The 22,469-nt window shown below is 64.9% G+C and carries 19 protein-coding genes; 13 read left to right on the top strand and 6 right to left on the bottom strand.

Translation table 11 applies throughout. The features are described from left to right. Window positions 1-103 precede the first annotated feature (103 nt). Window positions 104-1,492: an MFS transporter gene (locus I3J27_RS10035; protein WP_270168230.1), complete on the top strand. Its 1,389-nt coding sequence runs from the start codon at window positions 104-106 to the stop codon at window positions 1,490-1,492. Window positions 1,493-1,497: 5 nt separating this feature from the next. On the opposite strand, the gene I3J27_RS10030 is transcribed toward I3J27_RS10035, so the two are convergent. Beyond that, entirely contained in the window at window positions 1,498-3,117 is a 1,620-nt protein-coding gene (locus tag I3J27_RS10030; protein WP_270168228.1) for a B12-binding domain-containing radical SAM protein, read from the bottom strand. Window positions 3,118-3,432: 315 nt separating this feature from the next. On the opposite strand from I3J27_RS10030, the gene I3J27_RS10025 reads away from it, so the two are divergent. The 10 genes from I3J27_RS10025 (at window position 3,433) to I3J27_RS09980 (ending at window position 12,570) form a co-directional block, all read left to right on the top strand. Further along, a complete protein-coding gene (locus I3J27_RS10025; protein ID WP_270168226.1) occupies window positions 3,433-3,882 on the top strand; it encodes a (2Fe-2S)-binding protein in 450 nt (149 codons plus the stop codon). 11 nt (window positions 3,883-3,893) lie between these two features. Next, window positions 3,894-6,080: a xanthine dehydrogenase family protein molybdopterin-binding subunit gene (locus I3J27_RS10020; protein WP_270168224.1), complete on the top strand. Its 2,187-nt coding sequence runs from the start codon at window positions 3,894-3,896 to the stop codon at window positions 6,078-6,080. A 53-nt stretch (window positions 6,081-6,133) separates the two neighbouring features. Beyond that, complete coding sequence (locus I3J27_RS10015) at window positions 6,134-7,405, top strand: NAD(P)/FAD-dependent oxidoreductase (protein ID WP_270168222.1); 1,272 nt, start codon at window positions 6,134-6,136, stop codon at window positions 7,403-7,405. Then, the gene (gene soxX / locus I3J27_RS10010) at window positions 7,398-7,844 is read left to right on the top strand and encodes a sulfur oxidation c-type cytochrome SoxX (protein WP_270168219.1); all 447 of its coding nucleotides are present in this window, start codon (window positions 7,398-7,400) and stop codon (window positions 7,842-7,844) included. Before I3J27_RS10015 ends, soxX begins: the two co-directional genes overlap by 8 nt. Before the next feature lie 4 nt (window positions 7,845-7,848). Then, complete coding sequence (locus I3J27_RS10005) at window positions 7,849-8,316, top strand: SoxY-related AACIE arm protein (RefSeq protein WP_270168218.1); 468 nt, start codon at window positions 7,849-7,851, stop codon at window positions 8,314-8,316. Continuing rightward, a complete protein-coding gene (gene soxZ / locus I3J27_RS10000; protein ID WP_270168216.1) occupies window positions 8,316-8,633 on the top strand; it encodes a thiosulfate oxidation carrier complex protein SoxZ in 318 nt (105 codons plus the stop codon). Before I3J27_RS10005 ends, soxZ begins: the two co-directional genes overlap by 1 nt. Then, window positions 8,630-9,409 (top strand): sulfur oxidation c-type cytochrome SoxA, encoded by a 780-nt coding sequence (soxA, locus tag I3J27_RS09995; RefSeq protein ID WP_270168213.1) that lies wholly within the window; start codon window positions 8,630-8,632, stop codon window positions 9,407-9,409. The genes soxZ and soxA overlap by 4 nt, the downstream gene beginning before the upstream one ends. Before the next feature lie 79 nt (window positions 9,410-9,488). Beyond that, on the top strand, window positions 9,489-10,814 hold the full coding sequence (locus tag I3J27_RS09990; RefSeq protein WP_270168211.1) for an ABC transporter substrate-binding protein: 1,326 nt from the start codon (window positions 9,489-9,491) through the stop codon (window positions 10,812-10,814). Continuing rightward, entirely contained in the window at window positions 10,811-11,749 is a 939-nt protein-coding gene (locus I3J27_RS09985) for a carbohydrate ABC transporter permease (RefSeq protein ID WP_270168210.1), read from the top strand. Before I3J27_RS09990 ends, I3J27_RS09985 begins: the two co-directional genes overlap by 4 nt. Beyond that, the gene (locus tag I3J27_RS09980) at window positions 11,746-12,570 is read left to right on the top strand and encodes a carbohydrate ABC transporter permease (protein ID WP_270168208.1); all 825 of its coding nucleotides are present in this window, start codon (window positions 11,746-11,748) and stop codon (window positions 12,568-12,570) included. Before I3J27_RS09985 ends, I3J27_RS09980 begins: the two co-directional genes overlap by 4 nt. A gap of 47 nt (window positions 12,571-12,617) precedes the next feature. On the opposite strand, the gene I3J27_RS09975 is transcribed toward I3J27_RS09980, so the two are convergent. Further along, the gene (locus tag I3J27_RS09975; RefSeq protein WP_270168206.1) at window positions 12,618-13,622 is read right to left on the bottom strand and encodes an NADP-dependent oxidoreductase; all 1,005 of its coding nucleotides are present in this window, start codon (window positions 13,620-13,622) and stop codon (window positions 12,618-12,620) included. Window positions 13,623-13,645: 23 nt separating this feature from the next. Then, on the bottom strand, window positions 13,646-14,500 hold the full coding sequence (locus tag I3J27_RS09970) for an oxidoreductase (protein ID WP_270172652.1): 855 nt from the start codon (window positions 14,498-14,500) through the stop codon (window positions 13,646-13,648). Between the two features lie 114 nt (window positions 14,501-14,614). Here I3J27_RS09970 and I3J27_RS09965 point away from each other — a divergent pair, with 114 nt between their 5' ends. Next, window positions 14,615-15,166, top strand: a complete 552-nt coding sequence (locus I3J27_RS09965) for a TetR/AcrR family transcriptional regulator (protein WP_270168200.1) — start codon at window positions 14,615-14,617, stop codon at window positions 15,164-15,166. 132 nt (window positions 15,167-15,298) lie between these two features. Here I3J27_RS09965 and I3J27_RS09960 read toward each other — a convergent pair whose 3' ends face one another. From I3J27_RS09960 to I3J27_RS09950, 3 genes are all read right to left on the bottom strand, one after another. Beyond that, entirely contained in the window at window positions 15,299-16,966 is a 1,668-nt protein-coding gene (locus tag I3J27_RS09960; protein WP_270168198.1) for a regulator, read from the bottom strand. Between the two features lie 10 nt (window positions 16,967-16,976). Beyond that, window positions 16,977-17,675 carry a cysteine hydrolase family protein gene (locus I3J27_RS09955; RefSeq protein WP_270168196.1) on the bottom strand — a complete coding sequence of 233 codons (699 nt, stop codon included), beginning with the start codon at window positions 17,673-17,675 and terminating at the stop codon, window positions 16,977-16,979. 197 nt (window positions 17,676-17,872) lie between these two features. Then, window positions 17,873-18,826 (bottom strand): hypothetical protein, encoded by a 954-nt coding sequence (locus I3J27_RS09950; protein ID WP_270168195.1) that lies wholly within the window; start codon window positions 18,824-18,826, stop codon window positions 17,873-17,875. A gap of 162 nt (window positions 18,827-18,988) precedes the next feature. On the opposite strand from I3J27_RS09950, the gene I3J27_RS09945 reads away from it, so the two are divergent. Continuing rightward, entirely contained in the window at window positions 18,989-22,465 is a 3,477-nt protein-coding gene (locus I3J27_RS09945) for an indolepyruvate ferredoxin oxidoreductase family protein (protein ID WP_270168193.1), read from the top strand. Window positions 22,466-22,469 lie beyond the last annotated feature (4 nt).

The following is a 22,469-nucleotide window of genomic DNA, read 5'->3' as shown; positions in this document are numbered from 1 at the left end:
TTCGCGCATACACAGCATGCACGCATATGCCTGTGGAAGGTGGCTTCGGCGTAGTACATGCCAAAGTTCGCCTCAGCCACGCCGCCGGAGAAACGCGCAGGCAATGACAATCACGTTACCTGCCGCCGCGCGCGAGCCTGACCACACCACATCCGACGGCCTTCCGGCCGCGCAGCGGCGCTGGGCGATCGTCGCCATCTTCACTGCGCTGGCGATGGCCTCGCTCGACACCGCGATCGCCAACATCGCGTTGCCGGCCATTGCCGCCGACCTGCATGTCACGCCGGAGCAGTCGGTCTGGGTCGTCAATGTCTACCAGATCGCGCTGGTGGCGACGCTGCTGCCGCTTGGCGCCCTCGGCGAGATCGTCGGGCACCAGCGCATCTATCTCGGCGGCCTGATCCTGTTCACCATCGCCTCGCTGTTCTGCGCGGTGGCGTGGTCGCTCGACAGCCTGCTGGTCGCGCGCACGCTGCAAGGCCTGGGCGCCAGCGGCATCATGAGCGTCAACACGGCGCTGGTGCGCTTCGTCTATCCCGGGAGGATGCTCGGCCGCGGCTTTGGCCATAACGCGATGGTGGTGGCGACGGCCTTCACCTTCGGCCCGTCGATTGCCTCTGCCATCCTGGCATTCGGCCCCTGGCCCTGGTTGTTCGCCGTCAACATCCCGTTCGGCCTTCTCGCGATCGGCATCGGCGTTGCGATGCTTCCGAAGACCCCGCGCGCCGATCACGGCTTTGATTTTCTCGGCGCGATGCTGGCTTCCGCCTGCCTCGGCCTGTTCATCACGGGCATCGGCAGCGCTGCACATAACCTGTCGCCGGTTGTTGTCGGCATCGAACTGGTCTCAGCCCTCGCGCTCGGCTTCATCCTGACGCGCCGCCACGCCGACCATCCGGCGCCGATGCTGCCGATCGACCTGTTCAGCCGCCCCATGTTCGCGCTGTCGGCGGCGACGGCCGTATGCTCCTTCGCGGTGCAGGGCCTCGCCTTCGTCTCGCTGCCGTTCTATTTCGAGGACGTGCTGGGGCGCTCGCAGGTCGAGACCGGCTTCTTCATGACGCCCTGGCCGCTGGTGGTCGGCATCATGGCGCCGATTGCCGGGCGCCTGTCCGACCGCCACGCCGTCGGACTATTGGGCGGCATCGGCCTCGTGCTGCTCGGCCTCGGCATGGCGCTGCTCGCGATGCTGCCGGCCAACCCGGCCATCCCCGACATCATCTGGCGGATGGTGATCTGCGGCATGGGTTTTGGATTCTTCCAGGCGCCGAACATGAAGGCGGTGATGTCGAGCGCGCCGCCCCACCGCAGCGGCAGCGCCTCCGGCATCGTCGCGACCGCGCGGCTGACGGGACAGACGACCGGCGCCGCACTCGCCGCGCTCTGCTTCGCGCTGGCCGGTCACGATGGCGCGACGGTGGCCCTAGCGCTCGGCGCGGGCTTTGCCGCGCTCGGCAGCGTGATGAGCTTCTTGCGGCTGGCGGTGAAGTAAGGCGGTCAAGCGAGGTGTCGAGCCACTGTCACGTCGACGGTCGCCGCCGGGATGACCGCCTCGTCGTCGAGCGCTGCAAGACGCGCGTCGATGGCATCGATGACCTTGCGCGAGAACGGCCCGAGATGCGCATAGGCCGCGATCATCTGCACCGCGATCCGCGCTGATGACGTGTCGCGCTTGGCGCAGTTCATGAAAGTCTGCCACAGCGGCGCCCGCGCCTCGGGGAGCGCGGTCACCACGCGGTGCACGGTCTCCATCGCACCGAGCCCGGCGCGGATATCGCCCTCGGCGAGCTCGTGGCGCTGCCTGGAACGGTCGAGCAGCGTCATCAGCCGGTCGACGCGTCTTGCGTAGGCAGCCGGGCTGTAGATGTGCTCGAGCACCCGCTTGTAGTCCATCAGGATGTCGCGCAAGGGGCGCACCGGATCGAAGTTGATCCCGGCAGTGCACTGATCGGCGCCGATGGTCGGTGCCACATCGTGGCCCGGGTGCAGCCGGCCTTCGCGCTCGAGGCGGCGCGTCAGCTGCGTGTTCGGCAAGGCATAGAGCAGGCCGACCATGCTGACGGGGATCGCCGCCTCCTCGATGAAATCGATCATGGCCTCCGCCATCGAGGCCTTCTCATTGTCGAAGCCGACGATGAAACCCGCGGTGACGAGCATGCCGGCGGCGTAGATCTTGTGGATGCTCTCGGCGATGTTGCGCCGCGTGTTCTGCTTCTTGCGCATCGCGACCAGCGTCGCCGGATCCGGACTTTCGATGCCGACGAAGATGGCGAAGAAATTCGCCGCACCCATCAGGTCCAGAAGCTCGGGATCGTCGGCCAGATTGACCGACGCCTCGGTCGACAATTCGAAGGGATAGCCGTGGGCGCGCTGCCATTCGGCGAGCTGGGGCAGGAACAGCCGCAGCGACTTCTTGTTGCCGATGAAATTGTCGTCGACGAAGTCGAGATGGCCCCGATAACCCATTCGGTAGAGCGTATCGAGCTCGCGCAGGATCTGCTCGTTGGTTTTGGTCCGCGGCACGCGTCCGTAGAGCTCGATGATGTCGCAGAACTCGCAGGTGAACGGACATCCGCGGGAATACTGCACACCGAGATAGAGGTAGTCTTCGAACTTCAGCAGATCGAAACGCGGCACCGGCGTCTTGGTGACGTCGGCCTGAAATTTCGGCGCAGTGAAGACGCCGGACCGCACGCCGCTGTCCCAGGCCGCAACGAACTCGTCGATGACGCTCTCGGCCTCGCCGAGCACCCGGAAGTCGGCCCGCTCGTAGATGTGGGGGCTCGAGGTGGGATCGGGACCGCCGACGACCACGGGCTTGCCAGCCGCGCGGCAGAGCTCGATCAGGCGCAGGGTGTCGGCCTGCTGCGGCAGCATGCCGCCCGTGAACACGACGTCGGCCCAGGCGAGATCGTCGTCACTGAAGGGCGCCGTGTTGCAATCGATCAACCGGACCGTCCAGCTCTCGGGCAGCATCGCCGCCACCGTGATCAGGCCGAGGGGGGCGGCAGGGCGCTTCACACCCAGCACTTTGCAGGATTCGCCAAAGCTCCAGAAGGACTCCGCCGAGAACAGTGGATAGAGCATCAGCACGTTGCAGGGACTCGGCACGTTCATGGAACTCCTTTTGATCCGGCGCAGTGTACCAAAGCATTCGCGTCTTGCATCCCAGCAAAAGGGACAAACTGTCGCTCATCGGAACCCCGGAGTGCGCCAGAGGTCGTCCCAAGCCGCATATTGGCGGCTGGAGGGGCCTTCCTGCCGCAAGCGCCGTGGCAGATGGGGCGGCAACACCGCTTGCTCCAAAATCTTCCCTCGCCCGCAAAAGTCTTGAGCGGCCGCCCCTCGGACTAGTGATTTGAACAGTTCCATTTTGCCGGACACATTGCGCCCGGAGTCCAATCGGTGGATTGGGCCAATCAGGGGACTGCGATGGCAAACCTAACAATAAACGGAAAAACCCTCACACTCGACGTCGAGCCGGATACGCCGCTGCTCTGGGCGATCCGCGAGAATGCCGGCCTGACCGGCACGAAATACGGCTGCGGCATTGCACAATGCGGCGCCTGCACCGTCCACATCGACGGCGTGGCGATGCGCTCCTGCGGCGTTATGGTCAGCGAGGCCGTTGGCAAGAAGATCACCACGATCGAGGGGCTCGCTCCCGGCGACACGCTGCACAAGGTGCAGACGGCCTGGATCGCCCGGGACGTGCCGCAATGCGGCTATTGCCAGAGCGGCATGATCATGGCCGTGGCAGCGCTGCTGAACGAAAAGCCGAAGCCGACCGACGCCGACATCGACGAGGCCATCACCAATATCTGCCGCTGCGGCACCTTCCAGCAGGTGCGCGAAGCGATCCACACGATCGCAAGCGCGTAAGGAGCCGCCCCATGAACAAGCATGTTTCTCCCAAGATGAACCGTCGCGCCTTCGTCATCGGCACCGCTGCCGTTGGCGCCGGCCTCGCGATTGGCCTCGACCTGCCCTTCGGCGGCCCCGCAATAGTCCGCGCCGCCGACGGCTCGCCCGAGGTCAATGCCTGGGTCGTGGTCAGGCCCGACGACACCGTGGTGATCCGCATTGCCCGCTCCGAGATGGGCCAGGGCTCGCTCACCGGCCTCGCCCAGCTCGTGGCCGAGGAGCTCGAATGCGACTGGTCGAAGGTCACGACCGAATATCCGACCCCTGGCCAGAGCGTCGCCCGCAAGCGCGTCTGGGGCGATTTCTCGACCGGCGGCAGCCGCGGCATCCGCTCCTCGCAGGACTATGTCCGCAAGGGCGGCGCCACCGCGCGCGTGATGCTGATCGAGGCCGCCGCCAATGAGTGGAAGGTGCCGGCCTCCGAATGCACGGTTGCCAAGGGCGTCATCACCCACAAGGCATCGGCAAAGACGACGACCTACGGCAAAGTCGCCGAAGCCGCGGCGAAGCTGACGCCGCCGGCCGACGTCAAGCTCAAGGACCCGAAGGACTGGACCATCGCCGGCAAGGGCCTGCTGCGGCTCGATACCGCCGACAAGACCACCGGCGCTATGGTCTATGGCGTCGACGTCAAGCTGCCGGGCATGATGAACGCCGCGATCAAGGACTGTCCGGTGTTCGGCGGCAAGCTGAAGAGCTATGACGACGCCAAGATCGCGAACATGAAAGGCGTCAAGAAGGTCGTCAAGGTCGGCGATACCGCGGTCGCGGTCGTGGCCGACACCTGGTGGCACGCCAAGACTGCGCTGGAAGCATTGCCGATCGTCTGGGACGAGGGCGAGAACGCCAAGGTCTCGAGCGAGTCGATTGCGAAGTGGCTGGCCGAGGGCCTCGACGACGCGCAACCGGCCTATGTCGGCAACAAGAACGGTGACGCCAAGGCCGCGATTGCCAGCGCCGCCAAGAAGGTCGAAGCCGTCTACTCCTATCCCTACCAGAACCACGCCACGATGGAGCCGATGAACGCCACCGCGCTCTACACGGCGGACAAATGCGAGGTCTGGTGCGGCACGCAGAACGGCGAAGCGGCGTTTGCGGCCGTGCTCGAGGCGTCGGGCCTGCCGGCGGAGAAGTGCGACGTGCACAAGGTGATGCCAGGGGGCGGCTTCGGCCGTCGCGGCCAGACCGACTATGTCCGCCAGGCGGTTGTCATCGCCAAGCAGATGCCGGGCACGCCGATCAAGCTGTTGTGGTCGCGCGAAGAGGACATGGCGCACGGCAGGTATCACCCGATCACCCAGTGCAAGATGACCGGCGCGTTCGATGCCAACAACAATCTGGTCGCGTTGCACTACCGCCTGTCCGGGCAGTCGATCCTGTTCTCGCTACGGCCCGAGGCGTTGCAGAATGGCATGGATCCGGCTGCGTTCCAGGGCGTCGCCCAGTCCGGCGAGGCCGCGTTCGGCTATTCGGTGCCCAACCTCCTGGTCGAGCATGCGATGCGCAACCCGCACGTTCCGCCCGGCTTCTGGCGCGGCGTGAACGTCAATCACAATGCGATCTACATGGAATGCTTCATGGACGAGCTGGCCCAGGCCGCAGGTCAGGACCCGCTCGAATTCCGCCGCAAGCTGATGGGCAATCACCCCAAGCATCTGGCGGTGCTCAACGCCGTGGCCGAGAAGATCGGCTGGAGCAAGCCGGCGCCGCAGGGCGTTTATCGCGGCATCGCGCAGGTGATGGGCTATGGCAGCTATGTCGCCGGCGCCGCCGAGATCTCGGTGACCGACGGCAGCAAGATCAAGGTGCATCGTATCGTCGCCTCCACCGATCCCGGCTACGTCGTCAATCCGGCGCAGGTGGAGCGGCAGATCGCGGGCTCCTTCGTCTATGGCCTTAGCGCGCTGTTCTATGGCGGCTGCACCGTCAAGGACGGCAAGATCGAGCAGACCAACTTCGACACCTACAACTCGATGCGCATCAACGAGATGCCGAAGGTGGAAGCGGTGATGGTGCCGAGCGGCGGGTTCTGGGGCGGCGTCGGTGAGCCGACCATCGGCGTTGCGGCGCCGGCGGTGCTCAACGCCTATTTCGCGGCGACGGGCAAGCGCATCCGCTCCGTGCCGCTGCGCGACCAGAACATCACCTTCGCTTGAGAAGACGGCGGCGGCCACGACGGCCGCCGCCGCATTTTTTCGGACAAGTACTCATGAATGCGCCGGTGACGCGGCGGAATGCCGTCCTCGGCATCACCGTCGCGGCCACATCGCTCGCCGCCTCCTCGATCCTGCGTGCGCAAACCGCGGGCCGCGTCGTCGTGGTCGGCGGCGGCTTTGGCGGCGCGGCCTGTGCGCGCGCACTCAAGCGAATCGACGCGAAATTGCAGGTCACGCTGATCGAGCCGAACAAGACCTTCACCTCCTGCCCCTTCAGCAACGAGGTGATCGCCGGCCTGCGCGAGATCGAGGCGCAGCAGTTTGGCTATGACAAGCTTGCCGCCGAGGGCATCACCGTCGTCGCTCAGGCTGCGACGGCGATCGACGCGCAAAAGCGTAGCGTGACGGCGACTGATGGCACCGCCTTTGGGTATGACCGCCTCGTGCTCTCGCCCGGCATCGACTTCCATTTCGAAGCCCTGCCCGGCTATGACGATGCCGCATCGGAAAAAATGCCGCACGCCTGGAAGGCCGGCGCGCAGACGCTCTTGCTGCGCCGGCAACTGGAGGCCATGACGGACGGCGGCACCGTCGCGATCGCAGTTCCCGCCAATCCCTCGCGCTGCCCGCCGGCACTTTACGAGCGCGCCAGCCTGATCGCGCATTACCTGAAGGCGAACAAGCCGCGCTCGAAAGTGCTGATCCTCGATGCCAAGGACGGCTTCTCGCAGCAGCGGCTGTTCGAGAAGGCGTGGAAGGAGCTCTACGGCGACATGATCGAGCGCGTGGCGCTCTCGCAAGGCGGCCGCGTCACCTCGATTGATCCCACGACCAGAACCATCGTCACCGAGTTCGGTAACTACACCCCTGATGTCGCCAACGTCATCCCCCCGCAGCGTGCGGGGCGCATTGCCGGGATCGCCGGCGCGGCGGATGCGACCGGCTGGTGCCCGATCGACCCTGTGACCTTCGAGTCGAAACTCGCCCCGAACATCCATGTCATCGGCGATGCCTGCCTCGGAGGCGGCATCCCCAAATCGGCGTCGGCCGCGAGCGCGCAGGGCAAGGCCTGCGCCGCCGCCATCGTCAACCTGTTCGCGGGCCGAGCGCCAGAGGCGCCGCGGCTGACGGGCGTCTGCTACAACACCGTCGCACCGGGTTACGGCTTTTCGCTCGCCGGCAACTACCAGCCCAGGGGCGACATCTTTGCCGAGGTCGAAGGCGGCGCGACGAGCCCGGTCGATGCGCCGCGCGAACTGCGCGCCCGCGAGGCCGCCGAGGCCGAGCGCTGGTTTCAAACCATCACGGCAGACACCTTTGGCTAGTGCATCCGTCCATATCGCGGCGCTGATCGCCGCCAGTCTCGCTTGCGCTGCGAACGCGGACGAGCTTGCGCCGTACAAGATCACCGGCGATGGCATTGCCGAGCCGCTCACCGCCACTCCCGGCGATGCGGCGCGCGGACGCGCGCTGGTGCTTACGCGCACCACGACCTGCATCCTCTGCCATTCCGGCCCCTTCCCGGAAACACGATTCCAGGGCGACCTCGCGCCGGACCTCACAGGTGCCGGGAACCGATGGTCCGTGAGCCAGTTGCGGCTTCGACTGGTCGATGCGGCCCGCTTCAACCCTGAGACCATCATGCCGTCCTATTACCGCAATGACGGCCTCGTCCGCGTCGGGCGCAATTTCGCCGGCAAGCCGATCTTGTCGGCCGCGGAGATCGAGGACATCGTGGCTTTTCTTGCAACGCTTCGGGACTAGGTTCATGCCAACCACGCGACGACACTTCTTGAGCCTCGCCGGAGGCGTCACGGTCGCCGGGACGCTCCCGATCGTCACCCTGCGGCCGCTCCGTGCGACACCGGCGATGCTCACCGCCGCGATCCGCAACGTCGTCGGCGAAGCATCGATACGCAGCGGCAAGGTCAAGCTCGACATTCCGCCGCTGGTCGAGAACGGCAACACCGTGCCGATGACGGTGAGCGTGGCGAGCCCGATGACGGCGGACGACTACGTCAAGAGCATCCACGTCTTCAACGAGAAGAACCCGCAGCCGAACATCGGCAATTTCTATCTCACTTCGTCCTCCGGACGCGCCCAGGTCTCAACCCGGATCCGGCTCGCCGACACCCAGAAAGTGGTCGCAATCGCGCGTCTCTCCGACGACACGTTCTGGCAGGTTGCCGCCGACATCGTCGTGACGCTGGCCGCCTGCACCGAGGAGATGAACTGATGGCCGCGCTCATCAACGTCCCCGCCAAGGCCAGGCGCGGCGACATCATCGAGATCCGCACGCTGACCTCGCACATCATGGAGACCGGCTTCCGCCACACCGCGGACGGGAAGCTGGTGCCGCGCGACATCATCACGAGTTTGACTTGCCGCTACAACGGCACCGAGATTTTTCGCGCCGATCTCTTCCCGGCGATTGCCGCCAACCCCTATTTGTCCTTCTTCACGATTGCGAAGGAGAGCGGCAAGTTCGAATTCGAATGGATCGGCGACAACGGCTATTCGTCCACCGCATCGGCATCGATCATCATCGAATGAAGTTCTGGCGCGCGATAGCGGCGGCAGCCCTCGTTGCCGCAGCCCCTGCCCTGCTCGCCGGTGAAATCCCGCCCGATGCACGCCGCTCCGGCCTTGCCTTCATGGGTCCGGACACCCGCGCCATGCAGGATGACGATACGTCCAACCCGGGCATGCTGTTCGTGCTCGACGGCGAGACGTTGTGGGGCAAGAAGACCGGCAGTGCCGACAAAGCCTGCGCGGATTGCCATGACGATGCACGGAGCAGCATGAAGGGCGTCGCGGCCCGCTATCCCGCCTTCGACAAGACGCTGGCGCGCCCGGTCACGCTCGACCAGCGCATCAATCTCTGCCGCGCCGATCATCAGCAGGCGACGGCGCTGCCCTATGAGAGCCGCGACCTCCTCGCGCTGTCCGCCTTTGTCGCCCACCAATCCCGCGGCGCGCCGATCTTCGCCGGCGATGATCCGCAACTAAAGCCCTTCGTCGCGCGGGGCCGCAACCTCTTCATGCAGCGCGAGGGCCAGCTCAACCTCGCCTGCACCAATTGCCACGACGACAATTTCGACAAGCGCCTTGCGGGCGCGCCCATCACGCAGGGACAGCCGACCGGCTATCCGCTCTACCGCCTGGAGTGGCAGACGCTGGGGTCGATCGAGCGTCGGTTGCGTAGCTGCATGACCGGCATCCGCGCCCAAGCCTATGATTACGGCTCGCCCGAGCTGGTCGCGCTCGAGCTCTATCTGATGTCGCGGGCCCGCGGCCTGCCGATGGAAACGCCGGCGGTTCGCCCCTGATGGCAGATTAGGACTAGGCAGACGCGGCGCGGCCGCTAGTATCTCTCCCAAAGAGAATGAATCAAGGGAGGGACTTGAAGTGGCCAACCACAACATCTCGCGCCGCACGCTGTTGACGGGGACCGCCGCGGCCGGCGCGCTGAGCCTGACGGGACTGCCGGCGCGCGCCGAAGTCAACTGGAAGAAATATGCCGGGACCAAGCTGGAGGTGATCCTCGCCAAAGGTCCGCGCGGCGACAACCTGCAAAAGAACATCAAGGAGTTCACCGAGCTCACCGGCATCCAGGTGGAATCCGAGCAGATCCCCGAGCAGCAGCAGCGCCAGAAGGTCGTGATCGAGCTGACCTCGGGCCGGCCGAGCTTCGACGTCGTCCATCTCAGCTATCACGTGCAGAAGCGGCAGTTCGAGAAAGCCGGCTGGCTCGCCGACATGACGCCGTTCATGAAGGATCCGGCGCTGACCGCGCCAGATCTCGTCGAGAGCGACTTCTCCGCCGCCGGCCTGCAATACGCCAAGAACGACAAGGGCCAGATGCTGTCGCTGCCCTGGTCGGTCGACTATTTCATCCTCTATTACAACAAGGAGCTGTTCCAGAAGAAGGGCGTCGCCATCCCCAAGACGCTCGACGAGATGGTCGCGGCCGCCGAGAAGCTCACCGACACCAAGGACGGCACCTACGGCTTCGTCGGGCGGGGCCTCCGCAACGCCAACATGACGTTGTGGACCAACTTCTTCCTCGATTATGGCGGCGAATTCCTCGACGCCAAAGGCAACATCCTGACCGACGGTCCGGAAGCCGTCGCGGCGACGAAGCTCTATCAGACGCTGCTGACCAAGGTCGCCCCGCCCGGCGTCGCCGGCTTCAACTGGATGGAGTCGATGGCCTCGTTCACCCAAGGACGTTCGGCGATGTGGATCGACGGCGTCGGCTGGGCGCCGCCGCTGGAGGATCCAGCCGCATCGCGCGTCGTCGGCAAGGTCGGCTACACCGTCGTCCCCGCCGGACCGAAGGGGCAATATTCGGCCACCTACGGCGATGGCATCGGCATTGCCGCAGCGAGCAAGAACAAGGAAGCCGCCTATCTGCTCTGCCAGTGGGCAATCTCGAAGAAGCAGGGCGCGCGGCTGCTGCAGGCCGGCGGCGGCGTGCCATTCCGCAACTCGATCCTTGGCGACGCCGAGGTCCAGAGCGGCGTGAAGATGCCCAAGGAGTGGCTGCAGTCGGTGATCGACTCCGCCAAGATCAGCAAGCTCGGCCTTCCCGTCGTGATCCCGGTCGCCGAATTCCGCGATCTCGTCGGCGCGGCGCTCACCTCGACACTATCAGGCGCCGATCCCGCAACCGAGTTGAAGAAGGCCCACGATCAATACCGGCCGATCCTGGAGCGCAGCGAAAAGGCGTGAGTGCGTTGACACAATCGAGTCCGGCCGCGGCACGGTCCGATGCCGCGCCGGAGAAGGAATTGCGGCCGCCGTCCTACTGGCCGTTCGTGGTGCCGGCGCTGGTCGTCGTGCTCGCCATCATCATCTTCCCGTGGGTCTTCACCATCTGGATGAGCCTGAACGAATGGAAGGTCGGCTCGGCGACCACCTTCGTCGGGTTTTCCAACTATCTGCGGCTGACGAGCGATCCTCGCTTCCTCGAGGCGGTCGGGCACACGCTGGTCTACACCGTGCTGTCGGTGCTGCTGCCGCTGATCCTCGGCACGCTCGCAGCCGTGGTGTTTCACCAGAAATTCGCAGGCCGCGGCTTCCTGCGCGGCATCTTCATCATGCCGATGATGGCAACGCCCGTCGCGATCGCGCTGGTCTGGACCATGATGTTCCACCCGCAGCTCGGCGTGCTGAACTATCTGCTGTCGCTGGTCGGAATCCCCGCGCAGCTCTGGGTGTTTCATCCCGCAACCGTCATTCCGTCGCTGGTGCTGGTCGAGACCTGGCAATGGACGCCGCTGGTCATGCTGATCGTGCTCGGCGGGCTCGCCGCGATCCCGACCGAGCCCTATGAAAGCGCGCAGATCGACGGCGCCAGCTTCTGGCAGGTGTTTCGCTTCATCACGTTGCCGCTGATCATGCCGTTCCTGTTCATCGCGGGCATGATCCGCATGATCGACGCGGTCAAGAGTTTCGACATCATCTTCGCGATCACGCAGGGAGGGCCGGGCTCGGCGTCGGAGACGATCAACATCTATCTCTACAGCGTCGCCTTCACCTATTACGATCTCGGCTACGGCTCGGCGATCGCCGTGGTGTTCTTCCTCCTCATCGTCGCCCTTGCGGCGGTGATGCTCTATGCCCGCCAGCGCATGCTGTGGACCGAGATCGCGAGGGGCGCATGAACGCACGTCAGATCATCGGCAAGATCGGCCTGTGGCTTTCGGTGCTCGTCATCGTGTCGCCCGCGGTCCTGTTCTTCCTCTGGATGGCGTCGCTGTCGCTCAAGTTCGAGGTCGATAACGCCGCCTACCCGCCCGTCCTCATCCCCGAGCATTTCGCCTGGAAGAACTATGCCGACGTGCTCGCGTCCAACCGCTTCCTGACCTATTTCATCAACAGCCTGATCGTCACCGGCAGCGCGACGTTGCTTGCGCTGCTGGTCGGCGTCCCCGCCGGCTACGGCATCGCGCGGATGGCCGCGCACAAATCCGCGATCGTGATCCTGATCGCCCGCATCACGCCCGGCCTCTCCTACCTGATCCCGCTGTTTCTGCTGTTCCAGTGGCTGGGACTGCTGGGCACGCTGGTGCCGCAGATCATCATCCATCTCGTGGTGACGGTGCCGATCGTGATCTGGATCATGATCGGCTATTTCGAGACCACACCGATGGAGCTGGAGGAAGCCGCCCTCATCGACGGCGCCACGCGCTGGCAGGTCTTTCGACACGTAGCCTTGCCGATCGCGCGGCCGGGCATCGCGGTCGCCTTCATCCTCGCCGTGATCTTCTCCTGGAACAACTTCGTGTTCGGCATCGTGCTGGCGGGACGCGAGACGCGCACCTTGCCCGTCGCCGTCTACAACATGATCTCGTTCGACCAGCTGAGCTGGGGCCCTCTGGCCGCCGCCGCGCTGATCGTCACGCTGCCGGTGCTGCTGCTGACGGTGTTTGCGCAGCGGCAGATCGTAGCCGGGCTCACGGCGGGAGCCGTCAAGGGCGGGTGATGGCTCCATTCCACAACGGCGCAATCCAGCCCCCCCCGTGAAGGCGCCTAGCGGATCTGGACGACGACCTTCCCCCTGGCTCGCCCCGTCTCCAGATATGCAAGTGCGTCTTTTGCCTGCTCGAACGGAAACACCTTGTCGATCACCGGCCGGATTTGCCCGGCTCCGAGGAGCTGACCGAGTTCTGTGAGTTGACTGCCGTCGGCGTGTACGAACAGGAACGAATACGCCGCGCCGCTTGCCTTCGCGCGCCGAAATATCTTGCGGCTCAGCAACCCGAACAGGAACACCATGAAGACATTCATGCCGCGGGCGCGAGCGAATGCAGCGTCAGGTGGCCCGACGAGCGAAACGACTGCGCTGCCGGGCTTCAATATCCGAAGGGACTTCTCGATTGCGTCGCCCCTGACTGTCCCCAGTACGGCATCGTAGCCGCGCAGGACATCCTCAAATTGCTGCTTCTTGTAGTCGATCACCTCATCGGCTCCGAGGCTCCGGACCAGATCCAGGTTTCCGGTGCTCGTCGTCGTCCCCACTTTCGCTCCGAGGTATTTCGCGAGCTGGATCGCGAAAGTACCGATGCCACCTGCACCTGCCGGGATGAATACCTTTTGACCGGGCTGGAGCCGTGCGCGCTCCTTGAGCGCTTGCCACGATGTCAGTCCAACCATCGGTATCGAGGCCGCCTGCACGAAGTCCAGATTTGCCGGTTTGAGCGCAGCGGCAGTCTCAGGCACCGTCGCGAACTCAGCGAGAGCCCCCGTGCCGCTGAGGTCGAAGATGCTGGCGAAAACGGCGTCGCCCAGCTTGAAGCGGGTGACGCGACTGCCAACCTCCACCACGACACCGGCCAAATCGCTGCCCAGCGTGGCGGGAAGCTGAAAGCTAAGGATCGGCTTGAAGGTTCCCTTCGGAATCATGTTGTCGATGGGATTCAAGCCAGCCGCGTGGACCTGGACGAGAATCTCGTTCGGCTTCGGCACTGGCCGAGGGGTATCAACGAACCCGACCTGGTCCGGTCTGCCATAACGCTTGAAAACGAGTGCTCTCATGTCGCCTCTGTCCGGTTATGCTGTCAGAAGGCTCGGGCCGCATGGCGAGCCTGCGGTGCGAGTGCTGCATCAAGCCTCAGGTCCTTTCGAATCCCGGCGTCGACCAGGCCAGCCGGCGCAAATCTGCGAAGCAACCGCAGACGGTTGGCAAGCTTGCCGGCCGCATACCGGACTTTCGGTTGCGTGGCGCTGGCCGCCTTCAGGACGATGTCAGCCACGACGCCGGGTTCCTCGGCCGTAGCCATTATCTCGTTCACCCGCTTGCTGACGTGCGCGCGAGCCTCGCGATATTCGTCGAGCTTGGCATCCGGCTCCACGAAGTTGGCGTCGAACGGGGTCTTCGTGTACGCAGGCTCGATGACCGAGACCCGGATGCCCCTGGTGCGCAGCTCGTGGTCGAGCGATTCCGAATAGCCTTCCACTGCGTGCTTGGTGGCGGCGTAGAGCGCCCCGTAAGGCATCGGCAGAAAACCGAGCACGGAGCCGATGTTGATGATGCGACCATGCGCCTGGCGCCGCATGTGAGGCACGACGGCACGCGTCATCCGGACCAGTCCGAAGAAATTCGTCTCGAAGATCGATCGAGCCTGTTCGATCGAGCTCTCTTCCGCTCCTGCCGGGGCAACGCCGAAACCGGCATTGTTCACGAGCAGATCGATGCGGCCATCGTGCCGGATCACTTTGCTGACGGCGGCTTCAACGGATTCATCGCTGGTTACATCGAGGCCAAGCATCTCGAACGATCGCTTGCCTTGGGCTCCTCGTCGGCTGGTGCCGTACACCTTGTAGCCGGCCTTCGCGAGCCTCTCCGCCGTCGCCTCGCCGATGCCTGATGAGGCGCCGGTAACGAGTGCGATCTTCGTGGTGATGGTATTCACGAGCTTCTCCGGTGAGGGGGCCAGCCCCAAACAGTTTTGATTACGATCGTAACTATTGATATAGATGACGATCGTCATTATAATTGTCAAGACCCGTGATCGAGGATTCGTGAGATGCGCGTTTCGAAAGAACAGGCGGCCAAAAATCGCGAGCGCATTCTCGACGCCGCCTCCCGCCTCATGCGCGAGCGTGGAATCTCCGGCATGGGCGTGGACGCGCTGGCCGAGGCCGCCGGGATGACCCATGGCAGCCTGTACAGTCAGTTCGGTTCCAAGGAGCGGCTTGTCGAAGAAGCCGTGGCTCACGCCATCGTCGCCAAAGGGCGCGAAGTGCCCGACGGGTTTGCGCTCGGCGACTACGTGTCCGAATACCTCTCGGAGAAGCATCGCGACGAGCCCGGAACCGGTTGCCCTTTCGCAGCCCTGTCTTGCGAGATATGGCGCCACAGCGGCGGCGTGAGGGAACGTTTCACAGCCGGAGTGCGGGGCATGATCCGGCTCTTGAGCGGTCGAATGGCCTCGATGCTGAAGCCGCGGCAGCGCGAGGAGGAGGCGCTCGCGATGACTGCGTCCCTGGTCGGGGCACTGGTGCTCGCCCGGGCCGTGAACGATCCCAAGCTGTCGGACGACATTCTTCGCGCGACCAGGAACCGGCTGGGCGTTTGATCGCGCATCGCAGCGCGGAGTTCAGCCCGCCATTGTTTGATGGGGTGGAGGCAATCGGGCAGCTGGCTGGACGAAGGCAAAGATGTGGCCGGGTGACACGACGTCCCCGGCCACAATGCTTGCTGGCCCAACCTACTCCGCCGGCGCGGCGTGCATCTCCGGATGCGCAGCATAGTGCTTACTCGCGCCAAGCTTGCCGACCGCGAACAGGCCGGCGGCCATCACCGCGTAGGCGAACGCCACCGCGGGCGTGACGCCAAAACCGCCGCCGATGCCGACGGCTTCACCGTGCATGAAGCCGAAATAGGTCAGCACCGCACCGACCAATGCAAAGGCCGAGGCCTTCTCGAAATCGCGCTCGATGATGAAGACGCCGATCGCGCCGAGGATCAGGCCGCCGAGGATGGAGCCACCGCCCATGACTTCGAGGCCGTGATAGAACACGCCCTGCTGCGGCAGCGCCGCGATCGCCGCGGCCTTGACCGCGTCGGCCTTGTCGGCAGCGAGCCCACCGACCGAAGTCGCCGCCATCATGGTCGAGCCCAGCATGGTGTCGATCTGGAGCTTCGCCCACGCCGCCAGATGCGGCGTCAGTGCCAGCACGATCGCGGGCGCGTGCTTGACCGGCGTGGTCTGGAACGCCTGCGCGCCGATCAGCATGCCGATATAGAGCAGGATCGGCGAGATCGCGACGACGGGCACCAGCGCCAGCAGCACCGAGATGATTCCGAACCAGGCCAGCACCACCACCATGATGCCGGTCGCCGCCGAATAGCCGATGCGGCCGCCCATCGCCTTCCAGCCGGGATGGCCGATATAGACCGCGTTGATGAAGGGATTGCCCATCAGGCAGCCGATCAGGCTGACGACGCCGTCGGCCGTGAGCACCCGTGTGGTCGGATATTCATCGCCGGCCGCTTCCGCACTCTCGACATTGTCCATGGCCTCGACGAGGTCGTAGATGCCGAACGGGATGGCGGTGACCAGGATGATGCCGAGGAATTCGAAGCCGGAGAACACGTGGCCGACGGCCGGAAGCGGCACCGAGAAGCCGAAATTGGCGAAGGCGGCGCCAACGCCCGCGATGCTCAACCCCCCGAGGCCGAGCCCGAACAGGTTCGAGCCCCATGCGATGACCATGCCGACGGCGATGGCGACGAGACCTGCGGGCATGCCGCGCCAGTATTTCACCCCGCCGAACCAGCTCACCAGGATGATGGCGAAGCAGACGAGACCAATCTGCGGCGTCATGTACATCTCGAGTGCGGGGCGCATCGAGATGAAGGTGACGGAGACGCCCGCGAGCGTGCCGAGCAGCGCCGCGCGCGGCGTGATCTTGCGGATGAACGGCGCGATGAAGCCGCCGATCATCAGGATGAAGCTCTGGAAGAACACCCAGACGAGGCCGGCCGACCAGCCCTTCAGCGGATCGCCGGTCTTGATCGTGATCGGCAGCATGATCACGAAGGTAACGATGAACATGTGAGGCACGCTGACGCCCGACGGCAGCGCGCAGACGTCGTTGCGGCCGGTCTTCTGCGCGAGACGATAGGCGAGATACGCGTAGTAGAAGGTCGACAGGCACATCATCAGCCCGAGTGCGGGCAGGATGCGGCCGAACACGAGACTTTCCGGCATCTTCAGCACGAAGCGAAGCAGGCCCGTGAGCACCAGCATGTTGACGAGGATGTTGGTGCCGAAACCGAAAAACGCGTTCCAGTCGCCCGGTGTCCATAGTGCCGGCTTGAACTCGGAGGTATTGCTCCCGGATTTGCCAGCCGTCCCCGTCAATGTGCTCATGATATTCCCCCTATGTGGTCGAAACCTTCATCGCCTCCAGGACTGCGGCCGAGTCCGCGACCCAGCCGAAGATGCCGCCCTGGGCCTTGATCATCTTCAGGCCCATTTCGTGAAACTCCGGAAAGTAGGATGCGCAGCCGTCGGAAATGACGACGCAGCGATAGCCGCGGTCATTGGCCTCGCGCACGGTGGTGTTGACGCACACCTCGGTGGTGACGCCGCACACCAGAAGATTTTCGATGCCGTAGTTCTCCAGCACATCGGTCAGCTCGGTGGCGTAGAACGCGCCCTTGCCGGGCTTGTCGATCACGATCTCGCTGTCCAGCGGATAGAGCTCGGGAATGATGTCGTGGCCGGCCTCGCCGCGAATGAGAATGCGCCCCATAGGGCCGGGATCGCCGATGCGAAGGCTCGGCGCACCGCGCTCGACTTTCGCCGGCGGCGCATCGGAAAGGTCGGGCAGATGGCCCTCGCGCGTGTGGATCACCAGCATGCCGGTATCGCGCGCGGCCTTCAGCACTGCGCCAATCGGCTTCACCGCGCGCGCGAGCTGGCTGACGTCGTTACCGAGCGTCTCACCGAAGCCGCCCGGCTCCATGAAATCGCGCTGCATATCGATGATCAGAAGCGCCGTGACGGGCCAGTCGAGCTTGATCGGCTCGGGCTCGGCGCTGATGACGCCCAATGTCGGCTTGCTTGAGTTCAACATGACGCCCGCCCTCGCGAGAACTCGCTTTGCCTCGAGTTCTGCAAGCGCCGTGCCATTGTGTACAATTGCGGAAGGGCGTGGGCGGCGGAAGAATTTGCAGCTCAGTCAGAAGGTTACGCCACCGACTGCCGGCTGCTTATTCCGTGTGCGACGGCTTGGCGAGGTGCATCTGCTTAAAGGATGAGCGGACCGCGGCACTACTGCCCCGCTCCATACAGCCGCTGATACTCCTCTTCATACGGTGCATAAGAGTCCTTCAACGTCGCCATGTTGAGCAACATGGTCGCGACCATCGAGCCTGCCTTGTCGAACACGCGCGTCTTCACCCAGGCACTCTCGGTACGGCGGCTACCGGAGAGTGCGACCACCTCGCGCTCGACTTCGTACTCTTCGTCGACGAAGAGCGGGCCTTTCACCAGCCTGATCTCCTGATCGGCGAACAGGCCGACGGCCGGCCCCTTGGCCGGCAGCGGATCGTCCTTGGAGCGATACTGAAACAGCACGCTCAGCATCTCCATCGGGATAATAGGTCTGCCCCACGGGTTCTCCGAGGAAGAATAGAATGGCGAACTCTCGGTGATGACCGCGAGCTTCTGCCGCAGCGAAAATGGATAGAGGTCGCCCATGATCTGATCGAACGCCATCCGCACCGTCTGCCGCCGGCTGGTCTGCGCCACCTTCACGTCGCACAGGATCACGGGATCGGCGAGCGGCTTGAGCTCGCCAAGGCGCGCCTCGAGCGCGGTCGCGGCCTGCGCATCGCCGACCGAGGCCGTGCCCCGTAGCACCTCGGTGCCGTCGCGCTTGACCATCTGGATCTGGCACCGGCTCGTCCCCGGCAGCGGCTTCGACAGGTTCGCCTGGACCTCCTCGCCTTCGTAACAGACGCTGCGGTAATGCGCGGAGAGGCATCCGCTCTCAAACCAGGCATGGCCCCATAACCGCGCACCGAGCGGCGCAAACTGGCTGAAATGCGTGGGGCCCTCGATGGTGCCGCCCTTGAAGCCGAGCTTCTGCGCGGTGGCGTCGTCGTGGATGGAAGCGTGCGCGTCGTAGGTTTGCGCCTGGAGCATCTGGCGCGGCTGGCGCCACGGCCCGCTCAGCGCCTCGGCTGTCGCTGTGATCTCGGTGTCGAATGCCTTTGCAGTCATGATGTTCTCCACAACAAGCCATGACTAGCAGGAGCGCCACGGATGCGGCCAGCGATATTGACTTCGCGGGCCCATGCTCTTGACTGTCACAATTCGCGTCGCGCAGCCGCAAATCCCTCCCGCAGCGCAAACCCAGCCGAACTAGAGACGAGGACTCCCGAAATGACGCTGTTGCAGGTCGAGCTGGATGATAAATACCGGCTCGAATCGAAGCGGATCTTCCTGTCCGGCACGCAGGCTCTGGTCCGCTTGCCCATGTTGCAGCGCGAACGCGACCGGCTCCAGGGGCTCAACACCGGCGGCTTCATCTCCGGCTATCGCGGTTCCCCGCTCGGCATGTACGACCACGCGCTGTGGCGGGCGAAGTCGCACCTCCAGCAGCACGACATCGCCTTCGTCCCCGGCCTGAACGAGGATCTGGCCGCGACTGCCGTCTGGGGCAGCCAGCAGGTCGGCCTGTTTCCCGGCGCCAAGGTCGATGGTGTGTTCGGCATCTGGTATGGCAAGGGCCCTGGCGTCGACCGCTCGGTCGATGCGCTCAAGCATGCCAACGCGGCCGGCACCTCGCTCAACGGTGGCGTGCTGGCGCTTGCCGGCGACGACCATGGCTGCCAGTCCTCGACCCTGGCGCACCAGAGCGAGCAGGTGTTCGCGGCGGCGCTGATCCCCGTGATCAATCCGGCCACGCTGCAAGACTATCTCGACCTCGGCCTCTATGGCTTCGCACTCTCGCGCTTCTCCGGCTGCTGGGTCGGCTTCAAGGCGATCAGCGAGACGGTGGAGAGTTCGGCCTCGATCGACAGCGACCCTGAACGTATCAAGATCGTGGTCCCCGACGATTTCGAGATGCCGCCCGGCGGCCTCAACATCCGCTGGCCGGATCCGCCGCTGGACGCCGAGAAGCGTCTGTTCGGCCCGAAGATGCAAGCCGTGCAGGCCTTCGCCCGCGCCAACCAGCTCGACCGCATCGTGCTCGATTCCAAGCCGGCCCGACTCGGCATCGTCGCGACCGGCAAGGCCTATCTCGACCTGCGCCAGGCGCTCGCCGATCTCGGGATCACCGACAAGGATGCGCAGGATCTGGGCTTGCGCATCTACAAGGTCGCACTGACCTGGCCACTGGAGGAAAGCGGCGCGAAGCGGTTCGCCGAAGGGCTTCAGGACGTTCTGGTGGTCGAGGAGAAGCGCGGCTTCATCGAAGACCAGCTCATGCGCATCCTCTACAATATCGATGCGTCCAGGCGCCCGACCGTCACCGGCAAGCGTGACGAGCGCGGCGCTCCGCTCTTGCCGAGCGAAGGCGAGCTGACGCCGACCATCGTTGCCGGCGCGCTGGTGGCGAGGCTGCGCAAGCTCGGCCATCACAGCCCGGTGCTGGAGCAGCGCCTCGCCCGGCTCGAAGCGTTCGACAATCCCGTCACCGCCACCACGCAGATCAAGCTCGCGCGCACGCCGTTCTTCTGCTCGGGCTGCCCGCACAACACCTCGACGCGCGTGCCGGAGGGCAGCCGCGCCATGGCCGGCATCGGCTGCCACGGCATGGCCCTGAGCATGACGACCCGCCGCACCGATCTGATCTCGCATATGGGCGCCGAGGGCGTGAACTGGATCGGCCAGTCGCCGTTCACCACCGAGCAGCACATCTTCCAGAATCTCGGTGACGGCACCTACACCCATTCCGGGCTTCTTGCCCTTCGCGCGGCATCTGCCGCCGGCATCAACATCACCTACAAGATCCTCTACAACGACGCCGTCGCCATGACCGGCGGCCAGCCGGCCGAAGGCGCCTTCAACGTCGCGCAGATCGCACACCAGGTCTGGGCCGAAGGCGTCAAGCGGCTCGCGATCGTCTCCGACGATCCCGGTAAATACCCTGAAGGCAATTACTTCCCGCAAGGCGCGACCATCCATCACCGCCGCGAGCTCGATGCCGTGCAGCGCGAGCTGCGCGACATCAAGGGCCTGACCGTCGTCATCTACGACCAGACCTGCGCCGCGGAGAAGCGCCGCCGCCGCAAGCGCGGGCTCTATCCCGATCCGGCCAAGCGCGCGTTCATCAACGAGCTCGTCTGCGAAGGCTGCGGCGATTGCTCTCAGGCCTCCAACTGCGTCTCTGTGCAGCCGCTGGAGACCGAGTTCGGCCGCAAGCGGCAGATCGACCAGTCGAACTGCAACAAGGACTTTTCCTGCGTCGAGGGCTTTTGCCCGAGTTTTGTCACCGTGCATGGCGGCAGCCTGAAGCGCATGAAGACCTCGGCGGTCGATTCCGGTCAATTGTTCGCCGACCTGCCGCTGCCGCCGACCCGCGAGCTGGAGGCGCCGTACAACATCCTCGTCACCGGCATCGGCGGCACCGGCGTCATCACCATCGGCGCCCTGCTCGGCATGGCCGCCCATGTCGACGGTCGCGGCTGCTCGGCGCTCGACTTCACCGGCCTGTCGCAGAAGAACGGCGCGGTGATGAGCCATGTCCGCATCGCGCAGAGACCGGAAGACATCGCGGCGGTCCGGATCACCACCGGTGGCGCCGACGTCATTCTCGGCTGCGACATGATCGTCTCGGCCGGCCCCGCCGCGCTGAGCCGCGCCGAGCGCGGGGTAACAAAAGCCTATATCAACGCTGACCTGCAGCCGACCGCGAGCTTCGTGCAGAACCCCGACCTCGATTTCGAGATGGGCACGATGCAGACCGTGCTGCGCGACGCCGTCGGCGACAAGAACCTCGACATCATCGACGCGACGGGCATCGCCTCGGCACTGATGGGCGACAGCATCGCGACCAATCCCTTCATGCTCGGCTTCGCCTTCCAGAAGGGCGCGATCCCGCTGTCGCTGGAGGCGCTGCTGCGCGCCATCGAGATCAACGGCGCCGCGATCGAGATGAACAAGCTCGCCTTCAGCTGGGGCCGCCTCGCCGCCCACGACATGTCTAGGGTGCGCAGCGTGCTCCAGTTCAGGAGCCGGGCCTCCGCGCCGACGAAATCGCTCGAAGATATCATCGCGACCCGCGCGGAGTTCTTGACCAGCTATCAGGACAAGGCCTACGCCGACCGCTACCTCGCGGCCGTCGCCAAGGCGCGCAGGGCGGAGGCGGCCGCCTCGCCCGCGTCCACGGAGCTGACCGAGGCGGTCGCGAAAAACCTGTTCAAGCTGATGTCCTACAAGGACGAGTACGAGGTCGCCCGGCTCTACACCGACGGCAGCTTTGCCAAGAAGGTATCCGAGAAATTCGACGGCGATTTCACGCTGAAGTACCACCTCGCGCCGCCGATTTTCGCAAAGCGCGACAAGACGACCGGACATCTCCAAAAGAAGGAGTTCGGCGGCTGGATGATCCACGGCTTCCGCCTGCTGGCAAGACTCAAGTTCCTGCGCGGCGGCACGTTCGACCCCTTCGGCCGCACCGAGGAGCGACGGACCGAACGCAAGCTGGTCGCGGATTATCTCGGCATGATCGACCAGCGCATCGCCGGACTGACCGCGGAGCAGCTTCCGTTGCTGGCGCGGCTCGCACGCGTGCCCGAGACGATCCGCGGCTTCGGGCATATCAAGGAAGCCAACATCAAGCTCGCAGCAGCCCAGACGGCGCGGCTGGAAGCGGAGCTGGAAAACAGCCGTTTTGCGGCTGCGGCGGAGTAACGAG

The organism is Bradyrhizobium xenonodulans, assembly GCF_027594865.1.
GTDB classification, from domain to species: Bacteria; Pseudomonadota; Alphaproteobacteria; order Rhizobiales; family Xanthobacteraceae; genus Bradyrhizobium; species Bradyrhizobium xenonodulans.
Note: the sequence above shows the minus strand (reverse complement) of the source record. Positions and strands in the feature narration are given on the sequence as shown.

Excerpts from the sequence above, each read along its gene's own strand:
- I3J27_RS10035 (WP_270168230.1), top strand. The coding sequence starts at position 104 with ATGACAATCACGTTACCTGCCGCCGCGCGCGAGCCTGACCACACCACA.
- I3J27_RS10030 (WP_270168228.1), bottom strand. The coding sequence starts at position 3,117 with ATGAACGTGCCGAGTCCCTGCAACGTGCTGATGCTCTATCCACTGTTC.
- I3J27_RS10025 (WP_270168226.1), top strand. The coding sequence starts at position 3,433 with ATGGCAAACCTAACAATAAACGGAAAAACCCTCACACTCGACGTCGAG.
- I3J27_RS10020 (WP_270168224.1), top strand. The coding sequence starts at position 3,894 with ATGAACAAGCATGTTTCTCCCAAGATGAACCGTCGCGCCTTCGTCATC.
- I3J27_RS10015 (WP_270168222.1), top strand. The coding sequence starts at position 6,134 with ATGAATGCGCCGGTGACGCGGCGGAATGCCGTCCTCGGCATCACCGTC.
- I3J27_RS10005 (WP_270168218.1), top strand. The coding sequence starts at position 7,849 with ATGCCAACCACGCGACGACACTTCTTGAGCCTCGCCGGAGGCGTCACG.
- soxZ (WP_270168216.1), top strand. The coding sequence starts at position 8,316 with ATGGCCGCGCTCATCAACGTCCCCGCCAAGGCCAGGCGCGGCGACATC.
- soxA (WP_270168213.1), top strand. The coding sequence starts at position 8,630 with ATGAAGTTCTGGCGCGCGATAGCGGCGGCAGCCCTCGTTGCCGCAGCC.
- I3J27_RS09980 (WP_270168208.1), top strand. The coding sequence starts at position 11,746 with ATGAACGCACGTCAGATCATCGGCAAGATCGGCCTGTGGCTTTCGGTG.
- I3J27_RS09975 (WP_270168206.1), bottom strand. The coding sequence starts at position 13,622 with ATGAGAGCACTCGTTTTCAAGCGTTATGGCAGACCGGACCAGGTCGGG.
- I3J27_RS09965 (WP_270168200.1), top strand. The coding sequence starts at position 14,615 with ATGCGCGTTTCGAAAGAACAGGCGGCCAAAAATCGCGAGCGCATTCTC.
- I3J27_RS09960 (WP_270168198.1), bottom strand. The coding sequence starts at position 16,966 with ATGAGCACATTGACGGGGACGGCTGGCAAATCCGGGAGCAATACCTCC.
- I3J27_RS09955 (WP_270168196.1), bottom strand. The coding sequence starts at position 17,675 with ATGTTGAACTCAAGCAAGCCGACATTGGGCGTCATCAGCGCCGAGCCC.
- I3J27_RS09950 (WP_270168195.1), bottom strand. The coding sequence starts at position 18,826 with ATGACTGCAAAGGCATTCGACACCGAGATCACAGCGACAGCCGAGGCG.
- I3J27_RS09945 (WP_270168193.1), top strand. The coding sequence starts at position 18,989 with ATGACGCTGTTGCAGGTCGAGCTGGATGATAAATACCGGCTCGAATCG.